The 19,975-nt window shown below is 69.8% G+C and carries 26 protein-coding genes, 1 tRNA gene and 1 riboswitch; of the genes, 11 read left to right on the top strand and 16 right to left on the bottom strand.

Annotated features, from left to right (window positions below):
• Positions 1-77: 77 nt before the first annotated feature.
• The gene (locus AMK26_RS00725) at positions 78-392 is read left to right on the top strand and encodes an NIPSNAP family protein (RefSeq protein WP_073750709.1); all 315 of its coding nucleotides are present in this window, start codon (positions 78-80) and stop codon (positions 390-392) included.
• A 33-nt stretch (positions 393-425) separates the two neighbouring features.
• Here AMK26_RS00725 and AMK26_RS00720 read toward each other — a convergent pair whose 3' ends face one another.
• The 3 genes from AMK26_RS00720 to AMK26_RS00710 all read right to left on the bottom strand — a co-directional run bounded on the left by AMK26_RS00720 (position 426) and on the right by AMK26_RS00710 (position 1,618).
• A complete protein-coding gene (locus AMK26_RS00720; RefSeq protein WP_073750707.1) occupies positions 426-746 on the bottom strand; it encodes a DMT family transporter in 321 nt (106 codons plus the stop codon).
• A 38-nt stretch (positions 747-784) separates the two neighbouring features.
• Positions 785-855, bottom strand: a riboswitch (guanidine-III (ykkC-III) riboswitch).
• 48 nt (positions 856-903) lie between these two features.
• Entirely contained in the window at positions 904-1,242 is a 339-nt protein-coding gene (locus AMK26_RS00715; protein WP_073750705.1) for a GroES family chaperonin, read from the bottom strand.
• Between the two features lie 55 nt (positions 1,243-1,297).
• The gene (locus AMK26_RS00710) at positions 1,298-1,618 is read right to left on the bottom strand and encodes a DUF3618 domain-containing protein (protein WP_073750703.1); all 321 of its coding nucleotides are present in this window, start codon (positions 1,616-1,618) and stop codon (positions 1,298-1,300) included.
• Between the two features lie 122 nt (positions 1,619-1,740).
• Here AMK26_RS00710 and bcp point away from each other — a divergent pair, with 122 nt between their 5' ends.
• The 5 genes from bcp (at position 1,741) to AMK26_RS00685 (ending at position 5,478) form a co-directional block, all read left to right on the top strand.
• Positions 1,741-2,208 (top strand): thioredoxin-dependent thiol peroxidase, encoded by a 468-nt coding sequence (bcp, locus tag AMK26_RS00705; RefSeq protein WP_073750702.1) that lies wholly within the window; start codon positions 1,741-1,743, stop codon positions 2,206-2,208.
• 121 nt (positions 2,209-2,329) lie between these two features.
• On the top strand, positions 2,330-3,811 hold the full coding sequence (gene proP, locus AMK26_RS00700; protein ID WP_073750700.1) for a glycine betaine/L-proline transporter ProP: 1,482 nt from the start codon (positions 2,330-2,332) through the stop codon (positions 3,809-3,811).
• A 106-nt stretch (positions 3,812-3,917) separates the two neighbouring features.
• Positions 3,918-4,547, top strand: a complete 630-nt coding sequence (locus AMK26_RS00695) for an HNH endonuclease signature motif containing protein (RefSeq protein ID WP_073750698.1) — start codon at positions 3,918-3,920, stop codon at positions 4,545-4,547.
• The gene (locus AMK26_RS00690) at positions 4,544-5,395 is read left to right on the top strand and encodes an HNH endonuclease signature motif containing protein (protein WP_073750696.1); all 852 of its coding nucleotides are present in this window, start codon (positions 4,544-4,546) and stop codon (positions 5,393-5,395) included. The genes AMK26_RS00695 and AMK26_RS00690 overlap by 4 nt, the downstream gene beginning before the upstream one ends.
• Positions 5,396-5,402: 7 nt before the next feature.
• Positions 5,403-5,478: transfer RNA gene (locus AMK26_RS00685), tRNA-Leu, on the top strand.
• Positions 5,479-5,533: 55 nt separating this feature from the next.
• Here AMK26_RS00685 and rdgB read toward each other — a convergent pair.
• The 4 genes from rdgB to AMK26_RS00665 all read right to left on the bottom strand — a co-directional run bounded on the left by rdgB (position 5,534) and on the right by AMK26_RS00665 (position 7,766).
• The gene (gene rdgB / locus AMK26_RS00680; protein WP_073750694.1) at positions 5,534-6,136 is read right to left on the bottom strand and encodes an RdgB/HAM1 family non-canonical purine NTP pyrophosphatase; all 603 of its coding nucleotides are present in this window, start codon (positions 6,134-6,136) and stop codon (positions 5,534-5,536) included.
• A gap of 20 nt (positions 6,137-6,156) precedes the next feature.
• The gene (locus AMK26_RS00675) at positions 6,157-6,540 is read right to left on the bottom strand and encodes a hypothetical protein (RefSeq protein WP_073750692.1); all 384 of its coding nucleotides are present in this window, start codon (positions 6,538-6,540) and stop codon (positions 6,157-6,159) included.
• A 91-nt stretch (positions 6,541-6,631) separates the two neighbouring features.
• Complete coding sequence (gene rph, locus AMK26_RS00670; protein ID WP_073750690.1) at positions 6,632-7,363, bottom strand: ribonuclease PH; 732 nt, start codon at positions 7,361-7,363, stop codon at positions 6,632-6,634.
• A gap of 76 nt (positions 7,364-7,439) precedes the next feature.
• Positions 7,440-7,766: a PTS glucose/sucrose transporter subunit IIB gene (locus tag AMK26_RS00665; protein ID WP_274536103.1), complete on the bottom strand. Its 327-nt coding sequence runs from the start codon at positions 7,764-7,766 to the stop codon at positions 7,440-7,442.
• A 96-nt stretch (positions 7,767-7,862) separates the two neighbouring features.
• On the opposite strand from AMK26_RS00665, the gene AMK26_RS00660 reads away from it, so the two are divergent.
• Both AMK26_RS00660 and AMK26_RS00655 read left to right on the top strand, forming a co-directional pair.
• The gene (locus tag AMK26_RS00660) at positions 7,863-9,149 is read left to right on the top strand and encodes a PTS transporter subunit EIIC (protein WP_073750674.1); all 1,287 of its coding nucleotides are present in this window, start codon (positions 7,863-7,865) and stop codon (positions 9,147-9,149) included.
• A gap of 233 nt (positions 9,150-9,382) precedes the next feature.
• Positions 9,383-10,633 (top strand): PTS transporter subunit EIIC, encoded by a 1,251-nt coding sequence (locus AMK26_RS00655; RefSeq protein WP_073750672.1) that lies wholly within the window; start codon positions 9,383-9,385, stop codon positions 10,631-10,633.
• 51 nt (positions 10,634-10,684) lie between these two features.
• On the opposite strand, the gene AMK26_RS00650 is transcribed toward AMK26_RS00655, so the two are convergent.
• Positions 10,685-11,437 carry an MBL fold metallo-hydrolase gene (locus AMK26_RS00650; RefSeq protein ID WP_073750671.1) on the bottom strand — a complete coding sequence of 251 codons (753 nt, stop codon included), beginning with the start codon at positions 11,435-11,437 and terminating at the stop codon, positions 10,685-10,687.
• A gap of 163 nt (positions 11,438-11,600) precedes the next feature.
• Between AMK26_RS00650 and AMK26_RS00645 the strand changes: the two genes are divergently transcribed.
• Positions 11,601-12,050 (top strand): type II toxin-antitoxin system PemK/MazF family toxin, encoded by a 450-nt coding sequence (locus AMK26_RS00645; protein ID WP_073750669.1) that lies wholly within the window; start codon positions 11,601-11,603, stop codon positions 12,048-12,050.
• 409 nt (positions 12,051-12,459) lie between these two features.
• Here AMK26_RS00645 and AMK26_RS00640 read toward each other — a convergent pair whose 3' ends face one another.
• The 7 genes from AMK26_RS00640 to clpS all read right to left on the bottom strand — a co-directional run bounded on the left by AMK26_RS00640 (position 12,460) and on the right by clpS (position 17,149).
• Positions 12,460-13,410, bottom strand: coding sequence for a PLP-dependent cysteine synthase family protein (locus AMK26_RS00640; protein WP_073750667.1), 951 nt, complete (start codon positions 13,408-13,410; stop codon positions 12,460-12,462).
• Positions 13,410-13,688, bottom strand: a complete 279-nt coding sequence (locus AMK26_RS00635; RefSeq protein ID WP_073750665.1) for a MoaD family protein — start codon at positions 13,686-13,688, stop codon at positions 13,410-13,412. The genes AMK26_RS00640 and AMK26_RS00635 overlap by 1 nt, the downstream gene beginning before the upstream one ends.
• 127 nt (positions 13,689-13,815) lie before the next feature.
• On the bottom strand, positions 13,816-13,932 hold the full coding sequence (locus tag AMK26_RS38505) for a putative leader peptide (RefSeq protein ID WP_338015559.1): 117 nt from the start codon (positions 13,930-13,932) through the stop codon (positions 13,816-13,818).
• An 87-nt stretch (positions 13,933-14,019) separates the two neighbouring features.
• Entirely contained in the window at positions 14,020-14,442 is a 423-nt protein-coding gene (locus AMK26_RS00625) for a Mov34/MPN/PAD-1 family protein (RefSeq protein ID WP_073750661.1), read from the bottom strand.
• A gap of 82 nt (positions 14,443-14,524) precedes the next feature.
• Entirely contained in the window at positions 14,525-15,955 is a 1,431-nt protein-coding gene (locus AMK26_RS00620) for an amino acid permease (RefSeq protein WP_073750659.1), read from the bottom strand.
• Between the two features lie 313 nt (positions 15,956-16,268).
• Positions 16,269-16,844 carry a DUF2017 domain-containing protein gene (locus tag AMK26_RS00615; RefSeq protein ID WP_073750657.1) on the bottom strand — a complete coding sequence of 192 codons (576 nt, stop codon included), beginning with the start codon at positions 16,842-16,844 and terminating at the stop codon, positions 16,269-16,271.
• Positions 16,844-17,149, bottom strand: a complete 306-nt coding sequence (gene clpS, locus AMK26_RS00610) for an ATP-dependent Clp protease adapter ClpS (RefSeq protein WP_073750655.1) — start codon at positions 17,147-17,149, stop codon at positions 16,844-16,846. The genes AMK26_RS00615 and clpS overlap by 1 nt, the downstream gene beginning before the upstream one ends.
• 104 nt (positions 17,150-17,253) lie before the next feature.
• Between clpS and AMK26_RS00605 the strand changes: the two genes are divergently transcribed.
• The gene (locus tag AMK26_RS00605; protein WP_073750653.1) at positions 17,254-18,582 is read left to right on the top strand and encodes a nicotinate phosphoribosyltransferase; all 1,329 of its coding nucleotides are present in this window, start codon (positions 17,254-17,256) and stop codon (positions 18,580-18,582) included.
• A gap of 123 nt (positions 18,583-18,705) precedes the next feature.
• Entirely contained in the window at positions 18,706-19,314 is a 609-nt protein-coding gene (locus AMK26_RS00600; RefSeq protein ID WP_073750651.1) for an isochorismatase family protein, read from the top strand.
• Positions 19,315-19,555: 241 nt separating this feature from the next.
• On the opposite strand, the gene AMK26_RS00595 is transcribed toward AMK26_RS00600, so the two are convergent.
• Positions 19,556-19,891, bottom strand: coding sequence for a hypothetical protein (locus AMK26_RS00595; RefSeq protein ID WP_073750649.1), 336 nt, complete (start codon positions 19,889-19,891; stop codon positions 19,556-19,558).
• Between the last annotated feature and the right edge of the window lie 84 nt (positions 19,892-19,975).

The raw sequence follows: 19,975 nt of genomic DNA, 5'->3' as shown, positions 1-19,975 counted from the left end.
GTAGGCAGCGGGGCGGCAAGCGGGCGCGGCCGCTCCCCCGCTCGCCGCCGGCAGCCAGTCAGGCATCATGTCGTCGCATGATCACCGTTCATCTGAAGTACGAGATCGACCCCGACCGCATCGAGGACTTCGAGGAGTACGGCCGCCGTTGGATCACCCTCGTCAACCGGTTCGGCGGGACCCACCACGGCTACTTCCTGCCCAGCGAGGGCGACAGCGACATCGCGTACGCCCTCTTCTCCTTCCCCGGCCTCGCGGCATACGAGCGGTACCGCGCCGACAGCGCACATGACCCCGAGTGCCAGGAGGCGATCGACCTGGCCCGCCGGACCGGATGCATCCGCCGGTACGAACGTCGCTTCCTGCGACCGCTCGACCAGGGCCCGCGCTGACCAAGGCCCGCGCTGACCCCGCCGCCGGCCCGGCTAGTGCCCCGACGTGGCCTTCAGGCCCACCACCGCGACCAGCAGCAGGCACACGAAGAAGATCCGCGCGGCGGTCGCCGGTTCGCCGAGCAGCACCATGCCGACCACCGCCGCGCCGGCCGCGCCGATGCCGACCCAGACGCCGTACGCGGTACCGATGGGCAGGGTCTTCGCGGCCTGCGACAGCAGGGCCATGCTGGCGACGATCCCGACCCCGGTGAGCAGGCTGGGCCACAGCCGGGTGAAGCCGTCCGTGAACTTCATCCCGATCGACCAGCCCACCTCCAGCAGACCGGCGACGATCAACAGAACCCAGGCCATGACGGCACCTCCGAGACGCGAGAACGTACGAACAACGGGGTGCGTCGTCTTTGCGTGACCCGGTACGGCGCGTCTCGTCGGGGTCCCTCCACGCTAGCAAAGGGCATGCGCAAAGGCCTGGTGACGTCCGCCACCAGGCCTTCTCGGGTACGCGTTCCTACAGGTACAGCCCGGTCGAGTCCTCGGAACCCCCGAAACGGTCCGCCGCGACCGCGTGCAGGTCGCGCTCCCGCATCAGGACGTACGCCACGCCCCGCACCTCTACCTCGGCGCGGTCCTCGGGGTCGTACAGCACCCGGTCACCGGTCTCCACGGTCCGCACGTTCTGACCGACCGCGACCACCTCGGCCCAGGCGAGCCGGCGGCCGACGGCGGCGGTCGCCGGGATCAGGATGCCGCCGCCCGAACGCCTCTCGCCCTCGGGCGTGTCGGTACGGACCAGCACCCGGTCGTGCAGCATCCGGATGGGCAGCTTGTCGTGGGTGTTCTCGCTCACGCCACGAACCTACCTGTCCCGCCGCGTCCCGCACGCCAGAGGGTCATGGCCCGGGTCAGCCCTTGCGCTTCCGGGCGGTCACGGCGAGCAGCCCGACCACGCCGACGACGAGCAACGCCGCCGGTACGACCCGCTCCAGCCGTGGGGCGCCGTCCTCCGAGACGAACTGTCCCTTCACATCGGTGACGACGCGGTTCACGGTGACGAAGGCGCGCCCCGCGGTCCGGTCGACCGTCGACGCCACCTTGGCCTTCGCGTCCCCGATGATCGTCTTCGGGTGCATGCGTACGCCGATCTCGTCGAGAGTGACGGCGAGCTGCTCGCGTCGGCGGACGATGTCCGCCTCGATCTGCGCAGGGGTCCTGGCTTCCGGCACCGCGCTGCCTCCGTAGGTCCGTCCAAATCCGTGGTGGACAGTCTGTCAGCTCAGCGGCCCGGTGACTGTGCCAGACCCCCATTAGGCTCTGAACGCATCCGACCGAGCCCAGGAGAGAGATCATGAGCGAGCGACTGCAGCCCGGCGACACCGCCCCCGCCTTCACCCTGCCCGACGCGGACGGCAAGGACGTGTCGCTCGCGGACTACCGGGGCCGCAAGGTCATCGTCTACTTCTACCCGGCCGCGCTGACGCCCGGCTGCACCAAGCAGGCGTGCGACTTCACCGACAACCTCGACGTGCTCGCGGGCGCCGGCTACGACGTGATCGGCGTCTCCCCCGACAAGCCGGAGAAGCTGGCGAAGTTCCGCGAGAAGGAGGACCTGAAGGTCACGCTGGTCGGCGACCCGTCCAAGGAGACGCTGGCCGCGTACGGCGCCTTCGGCGAGAAGAAGCTGTACGGGAAGACCGTGACGGGCGTGATCCGCTCGACGGTCGTCGTGGACGAGGACGGCAAGGTCGAGCGGGCGCTGTACAACGTGAAGGCGACCGGCCACGTAGCCAAGATCATCAAGGACCTCGGTATCTGACGGAGGCCCTGCGGTCCTGTGACGGAAGTCCCACTCATCCGGGACTTTGGTTTGCGAAAGCTACGCCCGAGCAGGTGTTCCCCTTGGATTGATCCCGAAGTCCAGGAAGGGAACCCTGCTCATGGCGGCCACGGCCGATCCAGCGGCGATCAGGCGCCACCGCATCCTGTTCCGCACCATCCAGCAGCGGAAGAACCCCAAGCTCCGGCGGTCCGACATCACCGTCACCGACCAGGCGGCGGTCAAGCGGGCCGTGAAGGCGGCCTCCCTCGGCAACGCCATGGAGTGGTTCGACTTCGGCGTCTACAGCTACCTGGCCGTCACCATCGGCCATGTCTTCTTCCCGTCCGGGAACGAAACGGCGCAGCTCCTGTCCTCCTTCGCGACCTTCGCCGTCGCCTTCCTGATCCGGCCGCTGGGCGGCATGGTCTTCGGCCCGATGGGCGACCGGATCGGCCGCAAGAAGGTCCTCGCGCTGACGATGATCATGATGGCGGTCGGGACGTTCGCGATGGGGCTGATCCCCTCGTACGCGTCGATCGGCTTCTGGGCGCCGGTGCTGCTGATCCTGTTCCGGCTGGTGCAGGGCTTCTCGACGGGCGGTGAGTACGGCGGCGCGTCGACGTTCATCGCCGAGTACGCCCCCGACAAGCGGCGCGGGTTCTTCGGCAGCTTCCTGGAGTTCGGCACGCTGGCCGGGTACGTCGGCGCGGCCGGCCTGGTGACGGTGCTGACCGCGGCCCTGGGCGACGCGTCCATGGAGGCGTGGGGCTGGCGCATCCCGTTCCTGGTGGCGGGCCCACTGGGCCTGGTCGGGCTCTACCTGCGGCTGAAGCTGGACGAGACGCCGGCCTTCCAGAAGCTGGAGGCGGAGAGCGTGTCCGCGTCCGAGGCGGCCGACCCGGTGGAGACCTCGGCGAAGGGCGACCTCGCGAAGATCTTCCGGCAGTACTGGCCGACGCTGATCCTGTGCGTCGCGCTCGTCGGCGCGTACAACATCACCGACTACATGCTGCTGTCGTACATGCCGACGTACCTCTCCGACGAGCTCGGCTACAGCGCGACGCACGGGCTGCTGATCCTGCTCGCGGTCATGGCCTTCCTGATGCTGATCATCAACCAGGTGGGCCGCCTCAGCGACCGCTTCGGCCGCAAGCCACTGCTGATGGCGGGCATGCTGGGCTTCCTGGTCCTGTCGGCGCCGGCGTTCCTCCTGATCGGCCTCGGCGGCGTCCTCGCCATCACGGCGGGCATGCTGATGCTGGGCCTGTCGCTGGTCTGCCTCCTGGGCACCATGTCGGCGGCCCTCCCGGCGCTCTTCCCCACCCATGTGCGCTACGGCTCGCTGTCGGTGGGCTACAACCTCTCCACCTCCCTCTTCGGCGGGACCACTCCCCTGGTCATCACCGCCCTGATCAGCCTCACCGGCAGCAACCTGATGCCGGCCTACTACGCCATGGCGGCGGCCCTGGTGGGCGTCATCGCGGTCGCCTGCATGAAGGAGACGGCCCGTCAGCCCCTCGCGGGCTCCCCACCGTCGGTCTGCACCAAGGAGGAGGCGGCGGAACTGGCCCGCTCCGGGGCGCCGGAACCGAAGTTCTGACGTAAGAGGCAAGCGGCGTTCCGTTTATCGCACGTGACCGTCCGATAAACGGTTCGTTACTCCGTACGAGGCCGCGAACGCGCGGCCGGGACGGAGTGAACACAGGATGCCGGTCAGATACACCCGGGAGCTGCTCGTCGAAGCGGCGCAGGAGACGGACAACTGGGACGAGGCCGTCCATTGGTGCGGCGGCACACCGACGCCGGGGAGCAGGCGCTATCTCCGCCGGAAGATGGCGGAGGCGGGCGTCGACACGTCGCACTTCGCAGCACAGTGGTGGGTGCGCCACACGGAGGAGCGCCTCAGGGAGGCGGTCGCTGCCGCCACGAGCATCAAGGAGGTGCTGTGCCTCCTGGCCCTCAACCCGGTGGGAGGAAACCATGCACACATCAGCCGCCGGATCGCGGCGCTGGGGATCGACACGTCGCATTTCCAGGAGGGTCGACCGCGGCGGTCGCCGGCGGCCAAAGGCCCAGTTCTGGTCCTGCGATCGCGAGAGGACGGCAGGACCCCCGGCATTCGGCTGCGGCGCGAGCTGCTTCGCATCGGCGTACCGGAGAGGTGCGCCATGTGCGGGACGGGACCTGTCTGGAACGACAAGCCGCTCCGACTCGAAGTCGATCACGTCAACGGCGACTGGTGGGACAATCGCCCGGAGAACCTGCGCCTCCTGTGCCCGAACTGCCATGCGGTGACGGACACTTACCGCGGCCGCAGGCGGAGGACCACGACATGAGCCGGGCACGCTACCCGCGCGACCTATTGGTTCGTACAGCCGCCGTCTCCTCGAGCATGGTCGACCTGATGCGACGCCTGGAGGCCCCACTCGGCAGCATCGCACGGCGTTACCTGCACTACCGGCTGGAGCACTACGGCATAGACACCTCGCACTTTGTCGATGAACCGTTGCCCAAGCGGGCGAAACGCACCTACTCGAAAGCGGTGCTCGAAGAGGCTGCGGCCCACTCCGACAGCATCCGGGGCGTGATCGAGTACCTCGGCTATCCGCCGAGCGACAGCCCGTACGGCCATGTCAGGAAGAAGCTCGACCAGTACGGCATCGACACCTCACACTTCATCAGACGCTCAGGCGACGGTCTGTTCCCACGTGAGCAACTCGCCGACGCAGTCGCGAAGTCGTACAGCCTGGCGGGCGTACTGCGCAGCCTGGGGCATTGCAACAGCGGCGCGGCGCGAGTCCGGTTGCAGCGCAGCATCGCGGAGTACGGTCTGTCGACGGACCACTTCATGGGCCAGGGGCATCAGGCGGGGCAGAGGTCCCCTACGCGCAAGACCCCGGAGGAGGTCCTCGTGCGTGGCAGCGGCGGCACACGCCGCACAAAAACGGCGATGCTGCGCCGAGCGCTCGATGACCTGGACGTTCCGCGCGTCTGCGTGGCATGCGGCACCGGAGACGTCTGGCAGGGCAAGCGGCTCGTCCTGGAGATCGACCACATCAACGGCGACCGCTGGGACAACCGCCGCGAGAATCTTCGATACCTGTGCCCGTCCTGTCATAGTCAGACGAGGACCTTCTCGAACCGATCTCGACTCACAAGCGCCGACCAGCGCCCAGTACAGTAGCCATCGCGGGTCCGTACCCCAGCTGGCCAAGAGGGCGCCGGTTTAGGTCCGGTGTGTCGTGGGTTCGAGTCCCACCGGGCCCACACGCGACGGGCGCGACACCGATCAGGTGTCGCGCCCGTCGTCGTACAGAGGGCGTCAGCCGACCAGCTCCCGGATCACCGGCACGAGCGCGCGGAAGGCCTGGCCGCGGTGGCTGATGGCGTTCTTCTCCGCCGGCGTCAGCTCCGCGCACGTGCGGGTGTCGCCGTCCGGCTGGAGGATCGGGTCGTAGCCGAAGCCGCCGGTGCCGGACGGGGTGTGGCGGAGGGTGCCGCGGAGGCGGCCTTCGACGACGCGTTCGGTGCCGTCGGGGAGGGCGAGGGCGGCGGCGCAGGCGAAGTGGGCGGCGCGGTGTCCGGGGGCGATGTCGGCGAGCTGGGCGAGGAGCAGCTCCAGGTTCGCCTGGTCGTCGCCGTGCCGGCCCGCCCAGCGCGCCGAGAAGATGCCGGGCGCGCCGCCGAGGACGTCGACGCAGAGGCCGGAGTCGTCGGCGATGGCGGGCAGGCCGGTGGCCTGGGCGAGGGCGTGGGCCTTGAGGAGGGCGTTCTCGGCGAAGGTGACGCCGGTCTCCTTGACGTCGGGGATCTCGGGGTAGGCGTCCGCGCCGACGAGTTCGTGGTCGAGCCCTGCGTCGGCGAGGATCGCGTGCAGTTCGGTGATCTTCCCGGCGTTGCGGGTGGCGAGGATCAGGCGGGTCATGCTCCCAGTATCTACGGGCCTTACGGCGTGCAGACCTTGCCGATCTCGGTGGCGGCGTCCGTGACGGGCTTGATGTCGGGGGTGGTGTCGCCGTTCTGGACGGCGGTGCGGACGCTGTCGACGCCCTTGCTGAGGTCGTCGACGGCCTTGGACAGGTCGGCGTTGTCCGTCTTGTCCTTGAGGCTGTCGAGCTCCTTGTCGATCGCGTCGAGGGACTCGTTGAGCTGGGTGGGGTCGTTGCTCGCGGAGGAGACGGCCTGGTTCAGCTTGTCGACGCTGGTGGCGATGGAGTCGGCGGCCTGGACGCAGTCCATCGCCTTGTCCAGGGCGGCGCAGCCGACCGCTCCGGTGAGGGCGAGCACTGCGGTGGCGGCGGCGAGAGCGGCGGTACGGCGACGGCGCATGGAACGGGTCCTCCCGAGGGCTGCGGACGGGCGTACGGTTCGGCCCGTACGCCCGTGCTGGTAGGGACGCCCGCGGGGGCGTCCGCGGTTGCTAGAGGGTGATGTCGAGGGCGTCGCGCTGGAGGGCGGCGAGGTCGGCGCAGCCGCCGGTGGCGAGGTCGAGGAGGGCGTTGAGTTCCTTGCGGTCGAAGGGCTCGGCTTCGGCGGTGCCCTGGACCTCGACGAAGCGGCCGTCTCCGGTGCAGACGACGTTCATGTCGGTTTCGGCGCGCACGTCCTCCTCGTAACAGAGGTCCAGCAGCGGCGTGCCGTCGACGATGCCGACGGAGACGGCGGCGACGGTGCCGGTCAGCGGCTTGCGGCCGGCCTTGACGAGTTTCTTGCCCTGCGCCCAGGCGACGGCGTCGGCGAGGGCGACGTACGCGCCGGTGATGGCGGCGGTGCGGGTGCCGCCGTCGGCCTGGAGGACGTCGCAGTCCAGGACGATGGTGTTCTCGCCGAGGGCCTTGTAGTCGATGACGGCGCGCAGGGAGCGGCCGATCAGGCGGCTGATCTCGTGCGTACGGCCGCCGATCTTGCCGCGTACGGATTCGCGATCGCCGCGGGTGTTGGTGGAGCGCGGCAGCATCGAGTACTCGGCGGTGACCCAGCCTTCGCCGCTGCCCTTGCGCCAGCGCGGGACGCCTTCGGTGACGGAGGCGGTGCAGAAGACCTTGGTGTCGCCGAAGGAGATGAGGACGGAGCCCTCGGCGTGCTTGCTCCATCCGCGTTCGATGGTGACGGGGCGGAGCTGTTCGGGGGTGCGGCCGTCGATTCGAGACATGTGATGAGCCTAGTCGTACGAACGCAAGGGGCCCGTTCCGGTACCGGAACGGGCCCCTGACGAGTGAGTGGTCGGCTCACATCATGTCTTCGATCTCCGCGGCGATGGGGTCGGCGTCGGTGCCGATGACGACCTGGATCGCGGTGCCCATCTTGACGACGCCGTGGGCGCCGGCGGCCTTGAGCGCGGCTTCGTCGACCAGGCCGGGGTCGTTGACCTCTGTCCGCAGGCGGGTGATGCAGCCCTCGACCTCTTCGATGTTGTCGATGCCGCCGAGCCCGGCGACGATTTTCTCAGCCTTGCTGGCCATGTCTTTCTCCCTGCGTTCACGAGCCGGTTCGGAGCACTGAGCGCTGCTCGGCCCACCTAGGTCTTTCGTCACGGTAACGCACGGTTGGCCCATCTTCGCGGGCGCATTACCCGGTTGTACCGAAGGATGACGATCACCAGCGCCTACGATATCGCAACTGGTCTACACCAGTCTTCAGGGAGGACGCCGATGAGCTCGGACAGCGCGGCCGCACCGAAGCAGAAGCGGTGGACCGGTGCCTTCCAGGGGCTGCAGAAGATGGGCCGCAGCCTCCAGCTGCCCATCGCGGTCCTGCCCGCGGCGGGCATCCTCAACCGCCTGGGGCAGCCCGATGTCTTCGGCACCGACGGCGCGGGCTGGGACAACGTCGCCAAGGTGATGGCGGGCGCGGGCGGTGCTCTGCTCGACGCGGATCTGGGCCTGCCTCTCCTCTTCTGCGTCGGCGTCGCGATCGGCATGGCCAAGAAGGCGGACGGTTCCACCGCTCTCGCCGCGGTGGCGGGCTTCCTGGTCTACCGGGGGGTGCTGCGGGCCTTCCCCAAGGACTGCCCGGCGGGCACCACCGACGTCAACGGCGGGTGCCTGGGCGCGGACGACACCTTCGTGGCGTACACGTACCAGAATCCGGGTGTCTTCGGCGGCATCGTCATGGGTCTGCTCACGGCCTACTTCTGGCAGCGGTTCCACCGCACCAAGCTGGTGGACTGGCTGGGCTTCTTCAACGGCCGCCGGCTGGTCCCGATCATCATGTCGTTCGTCGCGATCGCCTTCGCGGCGCTGTGCCTGTGGATCTGGCCGCCGATCGGCGAAGGGCTGGAGGACTTCAGCGACTGGCTGGTGGGCCTGGGCGCCTGGGGCTCGGGCATCTTCGGTGTGGCGAACCGCGCGCTGCTGGTGATCGGTCTGCACCAGTTCCTGAACGTGCCCATCTGGTTCCAGTTCGGCACGTACACCAAGCCGGACGGCACGGTGGTGCACGGCGACATCAGCATGTTCCTGGCGGGCGACCCGGACGCGGGCCAGTTCACCACCGGCTTCTTCCCGATCATGATGTTCGCGCTGCCGGCCGCCGCGCTGGCCATCACGCACTGCGCCAAGCCGCACCGCCGCAAGGAGGTCGGTGGCCTGATGCTCTCGGTGGGCCTCACGTCGTTCGTCACCGGCATCACCGAGCCGATCGAGTACTCGTTCCTCTTCGTCGCTCCTGTGCTGTACGTCGTCCACGCCCTGCTGACCGGTGTCTCGATGGCGGTGTCCTGGGCGCTGGGCGTCAAGGACGGGTTCAGCTTCTCCGCGGGCCTGATCGACTACGTCATCAACTGGGGGCTGGCGACGAAACCGTGGCTGATCATTCCGATCGGTCTCGCCTTCGCGGTGGTGTACTACGTGATCTTCCGTTTCGCGATCACCAAGTTCGACATTCCGACGCCCGGCCGCGAGCCGGAGGAAGCGGAGACGGACGTCACCAAGCCGTAGCGGCCGCCAAAGGGCCCCTGACCAGCACCGGTCGGGGGCCCTTTCGGCATGCGTACGCGCTGTGCGGAACGCGTCACGAATTTGCAGGTTCCTTATCTAACCCTCACCATGCTAAAACTGGTCTACACCACTATTGGTGTAGACCACGCGGCCTTCCGGTGCCGCGTTCCCAAGACGCTGCCGTCCCCCGTTTTTCCCTGTCCCCGGGCGGCGCCTTGCCTACTGGAGGAAGTATGAGTACGGACACCGCCAAGGCGGCGCCCACCAAGAAGTGGGGCTCCGGCCTGTTCCAGGGGCTGCAGAAGGTCGGGCGCAGCCTGCAGTTGCCGATCGCCGTGCTGCCCGCCGCCGGCCTGCTGCTCCGCTTCGGCCAGCCCGACGTGTTCGGCAAGGACGGCCTGGGCTGGGACAAGGTCGCGTCCGTCTTCGCCACCGCCGGCGGCGCCGTGTTCGACAACCTGCCGATGCTCTTCTGCATCGGCGTGGCGATCGGCTTCGCCAAGAAGGCGGACGGCTCCACCGCACTCGCCGCCCTGGTCGGCTTCCTCGTCTACAGCAACGTCCTGAAGGCCTTCCCGGTCGCCGAGGCGGTCATCAAGGCGGGCGAGGACACCCCGGCGAAGTACAACAACCCCGGTGTCCTCGGCGGCATCATCATGGGCCTGCTGGCCGCGGTGCTGTGGCAGAAGTTCCACCGGACCAAGCTGGTCGACTGGCTCGGCTTCTTCAACGGCCGCCGGCTCGTCCCGATCATCATGGCTTTCGTCGGCACCCTCGTGGGCGTCGTCTTCGGTCTGGTCTGGGAGCCGATCGGCAATGGCATCAGCTCCTTCGGCGAGTGGATGACGGGTCTCGGTGCCGCCGGTGCCGGCCTGTTCGGTCTGATCAACCGTGCGCTGATCCCGGTCGGCATGCACCAGTTCGTGAACACCGTCTCCTGGTTCCAGATCGGTGACTTCACCAACGCCGCCGGCGAGGTGGTCCACGGTGACCTGAACCGCTTCTTCGCGGGCGACCCGAGCGCCGGTATGTTCATGTCCGGCTTCTTCCCCATCATGATGTTCGGCCTCCCGGCCGCGGCCCTCGCGATCGCGCACTCCGCCCGCCCGGAGCGCCGCAAGGCCGTCACCGGCATGATGATCTCGCTGGCGCTGACCTCGTTCGTCACCGGCGTCACGGAGCCGATCGAGTTCTCCTTCATGTTCATCGCGCCGGTCCTCTACGCGATCCACGCGCTGCTGACCGCCGTCTCGATGGCCGTCACCTGGGCCCTCGGTGTCCATGCCGGCTTCACCTTCTCCGCCGGCCTGATCGACTACGCGCTCGGCTGGAACCTCGCGACGAAGCCCTGGATGATCGTTCCGATCGGTCTGGTGTTCGCGGTGATCTACTACGCGCTCTTCCGGTTCGCCATCACCAAGTTCAACCTCCCCACCCCCGGCCGCGAGCCGGACGAGGAGCTCGAGGACCTCACCAAGGCGTGAGCCCCGACGCCGAAGGCCCCGGAACCACCAGGTTCCGGGGCCTTCCCCGTATCAGACCTCGTACACCGCGCCCGCGTACGCCAGCTCCGACGGGCCGTCGTACACCTCCCGCGCGTCCGCCAGGTTCCGCTCGCCGTCCGTCCACGGCGGGATGTGCGTGAGCACCAGCCGTCCCGCACCCGCGCGGGCCGCGTGCGCGCCCGCCTCCCGGCCGTTCAGGTGCAGCCCGGGGATGTCCTCCTTGCCGTACGTGAACGACGCCTCGCACAGGAACAGGTCCGTCCCCGCCGCCAGCGTGTCCAGCTCGTCGCACACGCCCGTGTCACCCGAGTACACGAGGGACTTCCCACCGTGCTCCACCCGGATCCCGTACGCCTCGACCGGGTGGCAGACCTTCTCCGTACGCACCCGGAAGGGGCCGATCTCGAACGAGCCCGGCTTGAGCGTGTGGAAGTCGAACACCTCGCTCATCGACTTGTCGGACGGCGTGTCCGCGTACGCCGTCGTCAGCCGCTGCTCGGCGCCGTCCGGCGCGTACACCGGGATGGCGGGGCAGCGGCCGCCCTCGTGGCGGTAGTAGCGCGCGACGAAGTAGCCGCACATGTCGATGCAGTGATCGGCGTGCAGGTGACTGAGGAAGATCGCGTCCAGGTCGTACAGACCGATGTGGCGCTGCAGCTCGCCCAGGGCGCCGTTGCCCATGTCGAGGAGCAGCCGGAAGCCGTCGGCCTCTACGAGGTAGCTCGAACAGGCCGATTCCGCGGACGGGAACGACCCCGAGCAGCCGACGACGGTGAGCTTCATGGAGCGTGAACCTCCGAGGACGGGAGCCGGGCAGGCGCTGACAGGGGAGGTCGTGCGGTTTACCGAGCGTAAGGCGCGGCGGGCCGGGTCGCTCCTTCGCAGTGGCCCCTTGTGGTCGAACTCACCCGCGCTGTCACCGGTTCGGGCGGGTAGCGTCCTGGCCATGGACACGTCCTGGTGGCTGGCGCTCGGCGCCGTCGTGGTGATCGCACTGGTCGCGGCGGTGTCCGACGCGACGGGCCGTGGCCGACGTCCGGGTGGCCGTACGCGCCCGCCCGCGCGGCCCGGGAAGGCACCGGCCCGGCGGCCCCGGCCGGGCGAGATCTGGTGGGCGGACGTCCCCTACGAGGACGGCCCCGGCTCCAAGGACCGCCCGTGCCTGGTCCTCGCGGTACGCGGCGACACGGCGCTCGTCGCGAAGATCACCAGCCGCTACCGGGACGAACGGCCGGGTGTGATCGCCCTGCGCCCCGACGCGGTGGGCGACGCGCGGGGCCGCCCGAGCTTTCTGGAGCCGGACGAGCTCCGCGACGTCCCGCTCGGCCGCTTCCGCCGCCGCGCGAGCCGGGTGGACCCCCTGGTCTGGGACCAGGTGCGCCACCTGTCGGCGTAGGCGGCCCGCACCAGGCGGACGGCCGGGGGGGCCACGCCCCCCACCCCCCGGCAGGCCACCGGGCCGCACGGCACCGGAGCGAACCGGGAACGGTCACCGCCCCGGGTGGAGCCGCCGCAGGGGCACCGCCCCGGTCCCGTTGTGCCCACCCTCCCCCAAGCTCTCGGCTTCGCTCGAGCAGGGGGGACCCCCATCGCCCCATCGGGGCGACTGCCCACAACGGGGTGGCGGGCGCCGGACGACTGCCCGCCACGGGGTGGCGGGCGCCGGACGCCTGCCCACAACGGGGGAGAGCCCCAGCCACAACGGGGGCGCCGCCCCGGCGGGGGCGCCCGCGGGGGGCGTGCGCGCTGTCAGCGGTGGGCGGAGCCCAGGCAACCGCCCCGCCGCCGGCGCAGCGCGCGCACCGTCAGGCCCAGAGTTGGCCCTGGAGGGTTTCGATGGCCGCTTCGGTCGTCGGGGCCGTGTAGACGCCCGTCGAGAGGTACTTCCAGCCGCCGTCGGCGACGACGAACACGATGTCCGCGCTCTCGCCCGCCTTGACCGCCTTCTTCCCGACACCGATCGCCGCGTGCAGCGCCGCCCCCGTGGAGACGCCCGCGAAGATGCCCTCCTGCTGGAGCAGCTCCCTCGTCCGGGTCACCGCGTCGGCCGAGCCGACCGAGAAGCGGGTGGTCAGCACGGACGCGTCGTACAGCTCGGGGACGAAGCCCTCGTCGAGGTTCCGCAGCCCGTACACCAGGTCGTCGTAGCGCGGCTCGGCGGCGACGATCTTCACGTCGGGCTTGTGCTCGCGCAGGAAGCGGCCGACGCCCATCAGCGTCCCCGTCGTCCCCAGCCCCGCCACGAAGTGCGTGATCGACGGCAGGTCGGCCAGGATCTCCGGGCCCGTCGTCGCGTAGTGGGCGCCCGCGTTGCCCGGGTTGCCGTACTGGTACAGCATCACCCAGTCGGGGTGCTCCGCGGCGAGCTCCTTGGCGACCCGTACCGCTGTGTTGGAACCGCCCGCCGCCGGGGACGAGATGATCTCGGCGCCCCACATGGTGAGCAGGTCGCGCCGCTCCTGGGAGGTGTTCTCGGGCATCACGCACACGATGCGGTAGCCCTTGAGCCGGGCCGCCATCGCGAGCGAGATGCCCGTGTTGCCGCTGGTGGGCTCGAGGATCGTGCAGCCGGGCGTGAGCCGGCCGTCCTTCTCGGCCTGTTCGATCATGTGCAGGGCCGGGCGGTCCTTGATCGAGCCGGTCGGGTTGCGGTCCTCCAGCTTGGCCCAGATGCGCACCTCGTCCGAAGGGGACAGGCGCGGCAGGCGGACCAGCGGGGTGTTGCCCACCGCGTCGAGCGGGCTGTCGTAGCGCATCAGCGCATGCCGCCGGCGACGGCCGGCAGGATCGTCACGTTGTCGCCGTCCGACAGCTTGGTGTTGATGCCCTGCAGGAAGCGGACGTCCTCGTCGTTCAGGTAGACGTTCACGAAGCGGCGCAGCTCGCCGCCCTCGACGACGCGCTCCTGGATGCCGGCGTACCGGCTCTCGAGGTCGGCGAAGAGGTCGGCGAGGGTGTCCCCGCTGCCCTCGACGGCCTTGGCGCCGCCGGTGTGGGTGCGGAGGATGGTCGGGATGCGGACCTCGATGGCCATGGCGTGGGCTCCTGTCGGAAGGAAAGGAAGAGAAGGGCGCGCACAGGACGGATGCGCGCGACGGTACGGCGGCGATACAGCGGGTGCGGGCGGTACAGGGGTGCAGGCGGTACAGAGGGCGTCGCGCTCAGGCGGCGGCACAGCGCGGACACATCGCGCTGGCGAGGCGGCACAGGTCGACGTGCAGCCGCGCCACGAGCAGCACGGTGCCCGGCGTCTGTTCGCTCACGTCGAGGAAAACCATGCGCTCATCGTATCGATTCCCGGTCGGACATCCGGAGTGTGATCTCACATGGCGGACGATTTCCGCCCACCATGCGAGAAGCGCCACTCAGTACGCGTCGACGACCTCGACCTCTTCCTCCGTGATCTCGCCGTCCACGATCCGGTAGGACCGGAACTGGAACGGTCCGGCGCCGTCCGTGTCCGCCGTCGAGACGAGCACGTAGTGCGCGCCGGGCTCGTTGGCGTACGAGACGTCCGTACGGGAGGGGTACGCCTCGGTCGCGGTGTGCGAGTGGTAGATGACGACCGGTTCCTCGTCGCGGTCGTCCATCTCGCGGTACAGCTTCAGCAGGTCGCCCGAGTCGAACTCGTAGAACGTGGGCGAGCGGGCGGCGTTGAGCATCGGGATGAAGCGCTCGGGGCGCCCGGAGCCCGCCGGGCCCGCGACCACGCCGCAGGCCTCGTCCGGGTGGTCCTCGCGCGCGTGCGCGACGATCTGGTCGTACAGAGCCCGTGTGATGGTCAGCATGCGCATCAGGATAAGCAGACGGGCCCGCCCGTACCGAGGGTTGGTACGGGCGGGCCCACATGCTGGGACAACCGGGGGTGGGCTACCGCTTGAACGAGGCGTTCTCCGGGTTCCGGGCCTTGAGGACCAGGTAGGAGACCCAGAGCAGCAGGGCCCAGAACGGGGCGCAGTACAGCGAGACCCGCGCGCCCTCGTCGATGCCCATCATCACGAGGACCATGCCGATGAACAGCAGCGCGAACCAGCTGGTGAACGGCGCGCCCGGGGCCTTGAACTCCGACTCCGGCACCTTACCGCGGCCGACGGCGGCCCGGTAGCGGATCTGCGAGACGAGGATCATGATCCAGGCCCACATGCCGGAGATGGTCGCGAAGGAGACGACGTACTCGAAGGCCTTGCCGGGGGCGACGTAGTTGATCCAGACGCCGACCAGCATCAGCGCCGCCGAGAAGGTGGTGCCGAGCAGCGGGGTGCCGGACTTCGTCAGCTTGGTGAAGACCTTCGGGCCCTGGCCGTTGAGCGCGAGGTCGCGCAGCATGCGGCCGGTGGAGTACATGCCCGAGTTGCAGGACGACAGGGCGGCGGTCAGCACCACGAAGTTCACGATGGCGGCGCCGATGCCGAGGCCCATCTTCTCGAAGGCGGCGACGAACGGCGAGACACCCGGCTGGAAGTGCGTCCACGGCACGACCGACAGGATCATGATCAGCGCGCCGACGTAGAAGACGGCGATGCGCCACGGGACGGTGTTGATCGCCTTGGGCAGGGTGACCTTCGGGTCCTTGGACTCGCCGGCGGTGACGCCGACCAGCTCGACCGCGAGGAAGGCGAACATCACGATCTGCAGGGTCATCAGCGTGCCGCCGATGCCCTTGGGGAAGAAGCCGCCCTCGGACCAGAGCATGGTCATGGACGCGGTGTCGGCGGCGTCGGAGAAGCCGATGGTGAGGATGCCGGCGCAGATCAGGATCATGCCGATGATGGCGGTGACCTTGATCATCGAGAACCAGAACTCCAGCTCGCCGAAGAGCTTCACGGAGATGAGGTTCGCGCCGTACAGGATGACCGTGAAGACGAGGGCGGACACCCACTGCGGGATGTTCCACCAGTACGTCATGTAGGTGGCGGCCGCGGTGACTTCGGTGATGCCGGTGACGACCCAGAAGAGCCAGTACGTCCAGCCGGTGACGAAGCCCGCGAAGGGGCCGATGAACTCACGGGCGTACTCGGAGAAGGAGCCCGAGACGGGGCGGTACATGAGCAGTTCGCCCAGCGCCCGCATGATGAAGAAGATGACGAGACCGGCGATGGCGTACGCCAGGATGAGGCTCGGTCCGGCCTTGGAGATGGCCTTGCCGGCGCCGAGGAAGAGCCCGGTGCCGATGGCTCCGCCGATCGCGATCATCTGGATCTGACGGGCTCCGAGGCCCCGCTGATAGCCCTCGCCCTCGCCGGATGCGGCCCCCGCGGCCCCACTGCCGTCGTGCTGCTGGTCGACCCGCACTGAGGTCATGGTTGCTGCGCCTTTCTCCACGCCGATCCGCGTCGTTCGCACTGGACTGCGCGTGACTGCGGATCAGGTCCTGATCCCCCCGGATATGGATGGAGTGCCACCGACGGTCTGCCGGCCGAAGCGCACCCGGGCACAGGGGTGGCGTCCCCGGGCGATTCGAGAAGATTTATCACGGCCGCATCAATGATCGAGACGGACCTCTGTGACTCCCGGCACAGGAAAAACCGGACAAGGGTCACCCCGGCCCATAAAGGGGGCCGGGGTGGTGACCGGATCGTTATCCGGATTTTAGGGTCCGCTGAACGAACGAACGTCACATGAGGGTCTCGACGAGCGTCTCCTGGAGCGCCCCCAGCCACAGGTACGCCATGACCATCGGCTTGCGCGGGTCGGAGTCCGGCAGCCGGTACAGCGCCTCGTTCTCGTCGTCGTCCCTGACGTCCAGCCGGGTGCCGATGGTCAGCCGCAGGTCGTTGAGCGCGCCGAGCCAGTGGCGCGCCTCGTCGGCCGTCAGCTTCAGCACCGCGCCGCCCTCGCCCGCCACGCTCAGGGTGTCCAGGCTGCGTACGACGGTGAGGGCGTCCTCGCGCTTGCGGGCGCGCAGGTCGTTCTCGGTGTAGCGGCGGAACTCGGCGGACGCGGCGCGCAGCTCCTCGTCGCCGTCCTCGTACGCGTTGGGGAAGAGGCGGGCCAGCGCCGGGTCGGCCGGCGGCTCGGTGGGGCCCGCGCGGAACAGCTCGGCGAGCGGGTCCTCGCCCTTGGGCGGCACCTCGCCGGGGCCGATCAGCTCCAGGAGCTGGACGGCCAGGGAGCGGAGGATGGAGATCTCGACCTCGTCGAGCGGGACGGCCGCGCCGCCGCCGGGCAGCGCCTCGAAGTGCCCGCTCATCAGGTGCGGTCCTGGGAGAGGGTCGCCCACAGCCCGTAGCCGTGCATGGCCTGCACGTCCCGTTCCATCTCCTCGCGGGTACCGCTGGAGACGACGGCCCGGCCCTTGTGGTGCACGTCCAGCATCAGCTTGTGCGCCTTGTCCTTGGAGTAGCCGAAGTACGCCTGGAAGACGTAGGTGACGTAGCTCATGAGGTTGACCGGGTCGTTGTGGACGATCGTCACCCAGGGCACGTCGGGTTCGGTGACGGCGAAACCCTCTTCGGCCGCTTCGGTGCGTTCGATCTCTGCGGGAGCAACACTCACCTAGCCCATGCTGCCACTCAGGGTGGGGGGTCGCACAAACGGGGCGCGAACAGGGCGCCTCTGAAATCGTCACTCTGACGAGTATTCGGGGGTAGCATCGTCGTATGAATGCTGCGGATCTTGGGCTGCCGGTGGACGTGCCGTCTACCGCGCTCTTCACCGACCAGTACGAGCTGACGATGCTCCAGGCGGCACTGCGGGGCGGCACGGCCGACCGGCGGTCGGTCTTCGAGGTGTTCACCCGGCGGCTGCCCGAGGGGCGGCGGTACGGCGTCGTGGCCGGCACCGGCCGCGTGCTGGACGCCGTGGAGAACTTCCGCTTCGACGCCGGCGTCCTCGGCTTCCTCCGCGAGCGCGGCATCGTCGACGAGCCGACGCTCGCCTGGCTCGCGGACTACCGCTTCGGCGGCGACATCTGGGGCTACCCCGAGGGCGAGGTGTACTTCCCCGGCTCGCCGATCCTGCGGGTCGAGGGCTCCTTCGCCGAGTGCGTGCTGCTGGAGACCGTGATCCTGTCGATCCTCAACCACGACTCGGCGATCGCGGCCGCCGCCTCCCGGATGTCCGCCGCGGCCGGCGAGCGGCGGCTGATCGAGATGGGCGCCCGGCGCACCCACGAGCTGTCCGCGGTCGCCGCGGCCCGCGCCGCGTACGTGGGCGGCTTCTCGTCCACCTCCGACCTGGCGGCGGGCTTCCGCTACGGCATCCCGACGGTCGGCACGTCCGCGCACGCGTTCACCCTCCTCCACGACACCGAGCGGGACGCCTTCCGGGCGCAGGTGGACTCCCTGGGCCGGGGTACGACGCTGCTCGTCGACACCTACGACGTGGCCGAGGCGGTGCGTACCGCCGTGGAGATCGCGGGTATGGAGCTGGGCGCGGTGCGCATCGACTCCGGTGACCTGCTGCTGGTGGCGCACCGGGTGCGCCAGCAGCTGGACGAGCTGGGGGCGCGCGACACGAAGATCGTCGTCACCTCCGACCTGGACGAGTACGCGATCGCGTCGCTGGCGGCGGCGCCGGTCGACGCGTACGGGGTGGGGACGCAGCTGGTGACCGGCAGCGGTCACCCGACCTGCTCGATGGTCTACAAGCTGGTCGCCCGCGCCGAGTCCGCCGACCCGAAGGCGCCGTTGCGCTCGGTGGCGAAGAAGTCGCTGGGCGGCAAGATGTCCGTCGGTGGCCGCAAGTGGGCGGCCCGGCGCGTGGACGCGGACGGGGTGGCCGAGGCGGAGGTCGTCGGCACCGGGCCGGTGCCGGTGGAGCTCGCGGACCGGCAGCTGCTGGTGGAGCTCGTCAAGGGCGGCGAGATCGTGGCCCGTGAGCCGCTGGACGCGGCGCGCGAGCGGCACATGGCTGCGCTGGCGGGGCTGCCGATGTCGGCGATCCAGCTGTCGCGGGGCGAGGCCGTGATCCCGACCGAGTACGTCTGAGACGTGGGCGGCGGCGGAGGTGCCCCCTCCCGCCGGGCCGGGTAAGTCTCTAGGCTCGATCCCATCCCCCGGAACCACGCGCGAACGTCCCACCGACCTCTCCCCCACCGAAGGACACCCGCCATGCACCGCGCACTGATCGTCGTCGACGTACAGAACGACTTCTGCGAAGGCGGCAGCCTCGCGGTGGCGGGGGGCGCGGATGTCGCCGCCGCCATCACGGACCTGGTCGGCGAGGCCGCCGGGGCCGTCTACCAGCACGTGGTGGCCACCCGTGACCACCACGTCGACCCGGGCGACCACTTCTCGGAGCGGCCCGATTACGTCCACTCCTGGCCGCGGCACTGCGTGGCCGGTACGGAGGGGGTGGGCTTCCACCCGAACTTCGCGCCGACGGTCGCCTCGGGCGCCGTCGACGCGGTGTTCGACAAGGGCGCGTACGCGGCGGCGTACAGCGGCTTCGAGGGGACCGACGAGAACGACGTCCGGCTGGCCGACTGGCTGCGGGAGCGGCAGGTGACGGAGGTGGACGTGGTGGGCATCGCCACCGACCACTGCGTACGCGCCACCGCCCTGGACGCGGCCCATGAGGGGTTCCGTACCCAGGTGCTGCTGGACCTGACGGCCGGCGTTGCGGCGGAGACCACGGAGCGGGCCCTGAAGGAGCTCCGGGACGCGGGCGTCGAGCTGACCGGCAAGCCGGTCGTCGAAACCCGCGCCGGAGGCGTCTGAACCCGACATCCTCCCCCGCGGAGCCCGCGGCGGGGCGCTTGTCGGGCCGAACCGGCCGGACGCTGAACCAGCGCCGCTCGGCCGGGGCCCCTGCGGGCCGGACGCCCAGGCCGGGCCCCACCGGCCGGACGCTGAACCGGCGCCGCTCGGGCGGGGTCCTGCGCGCCGGGCGGCGGGCCAGGGGCGTACGGGCGCTGCGGGTGCTACGGGCGCTACGGGGCCGGGCCGAAGGGCCGGTGCCCTACGACGCGCCTCTGGGGGCGCCCCAGGCGCGGGATTGGGGCAGCAGGGCGCGGATGGGGTGCCAGAGCTCGGTGTGGGATTCGGGGACCGTGCGCCACAGCAGGCCGTCGGGGTGGTGGAGCACCGCGGTGATCTCGTCCGGGGTGGGCGGGTGGGTGTTGCCGCGCAGGTAGACCGCGCGGAGCCCCAGGTTCCGCAGCCGGGTCAGGGCGCGGGCGCGGTTGGCGGCGTGGACCAGGACGCGGACCGTGGAGCCGTCGCCGACCGGGCTCGGCAGGCTGAGCGCGACCACGACCTTGCCGCCGGGCAACTTGGTGAAACCTCCACCGGGCATGCTGAACCACTCCCCCGTGAGATGGTGTGTCAATAAGAATGGGTCACCACGCACCTAAACAGAATCGGCCGCCGCCCGCTAGAG

Origin of the sequence: Streptomyces sp. CB03234, from assembly GCF_001905885.1 — a bacterium.
Classification (GTDB): domain Bacteria; phylum Actinomycetota; class Actinomycetes; order Streptomycetales; family Streptomycetaceae; genus Streptomyces.
Note: the sequence above shows the minus strand (reverse complement) of the source record. Positions and strands in the feature narration are given on the sequence as shown.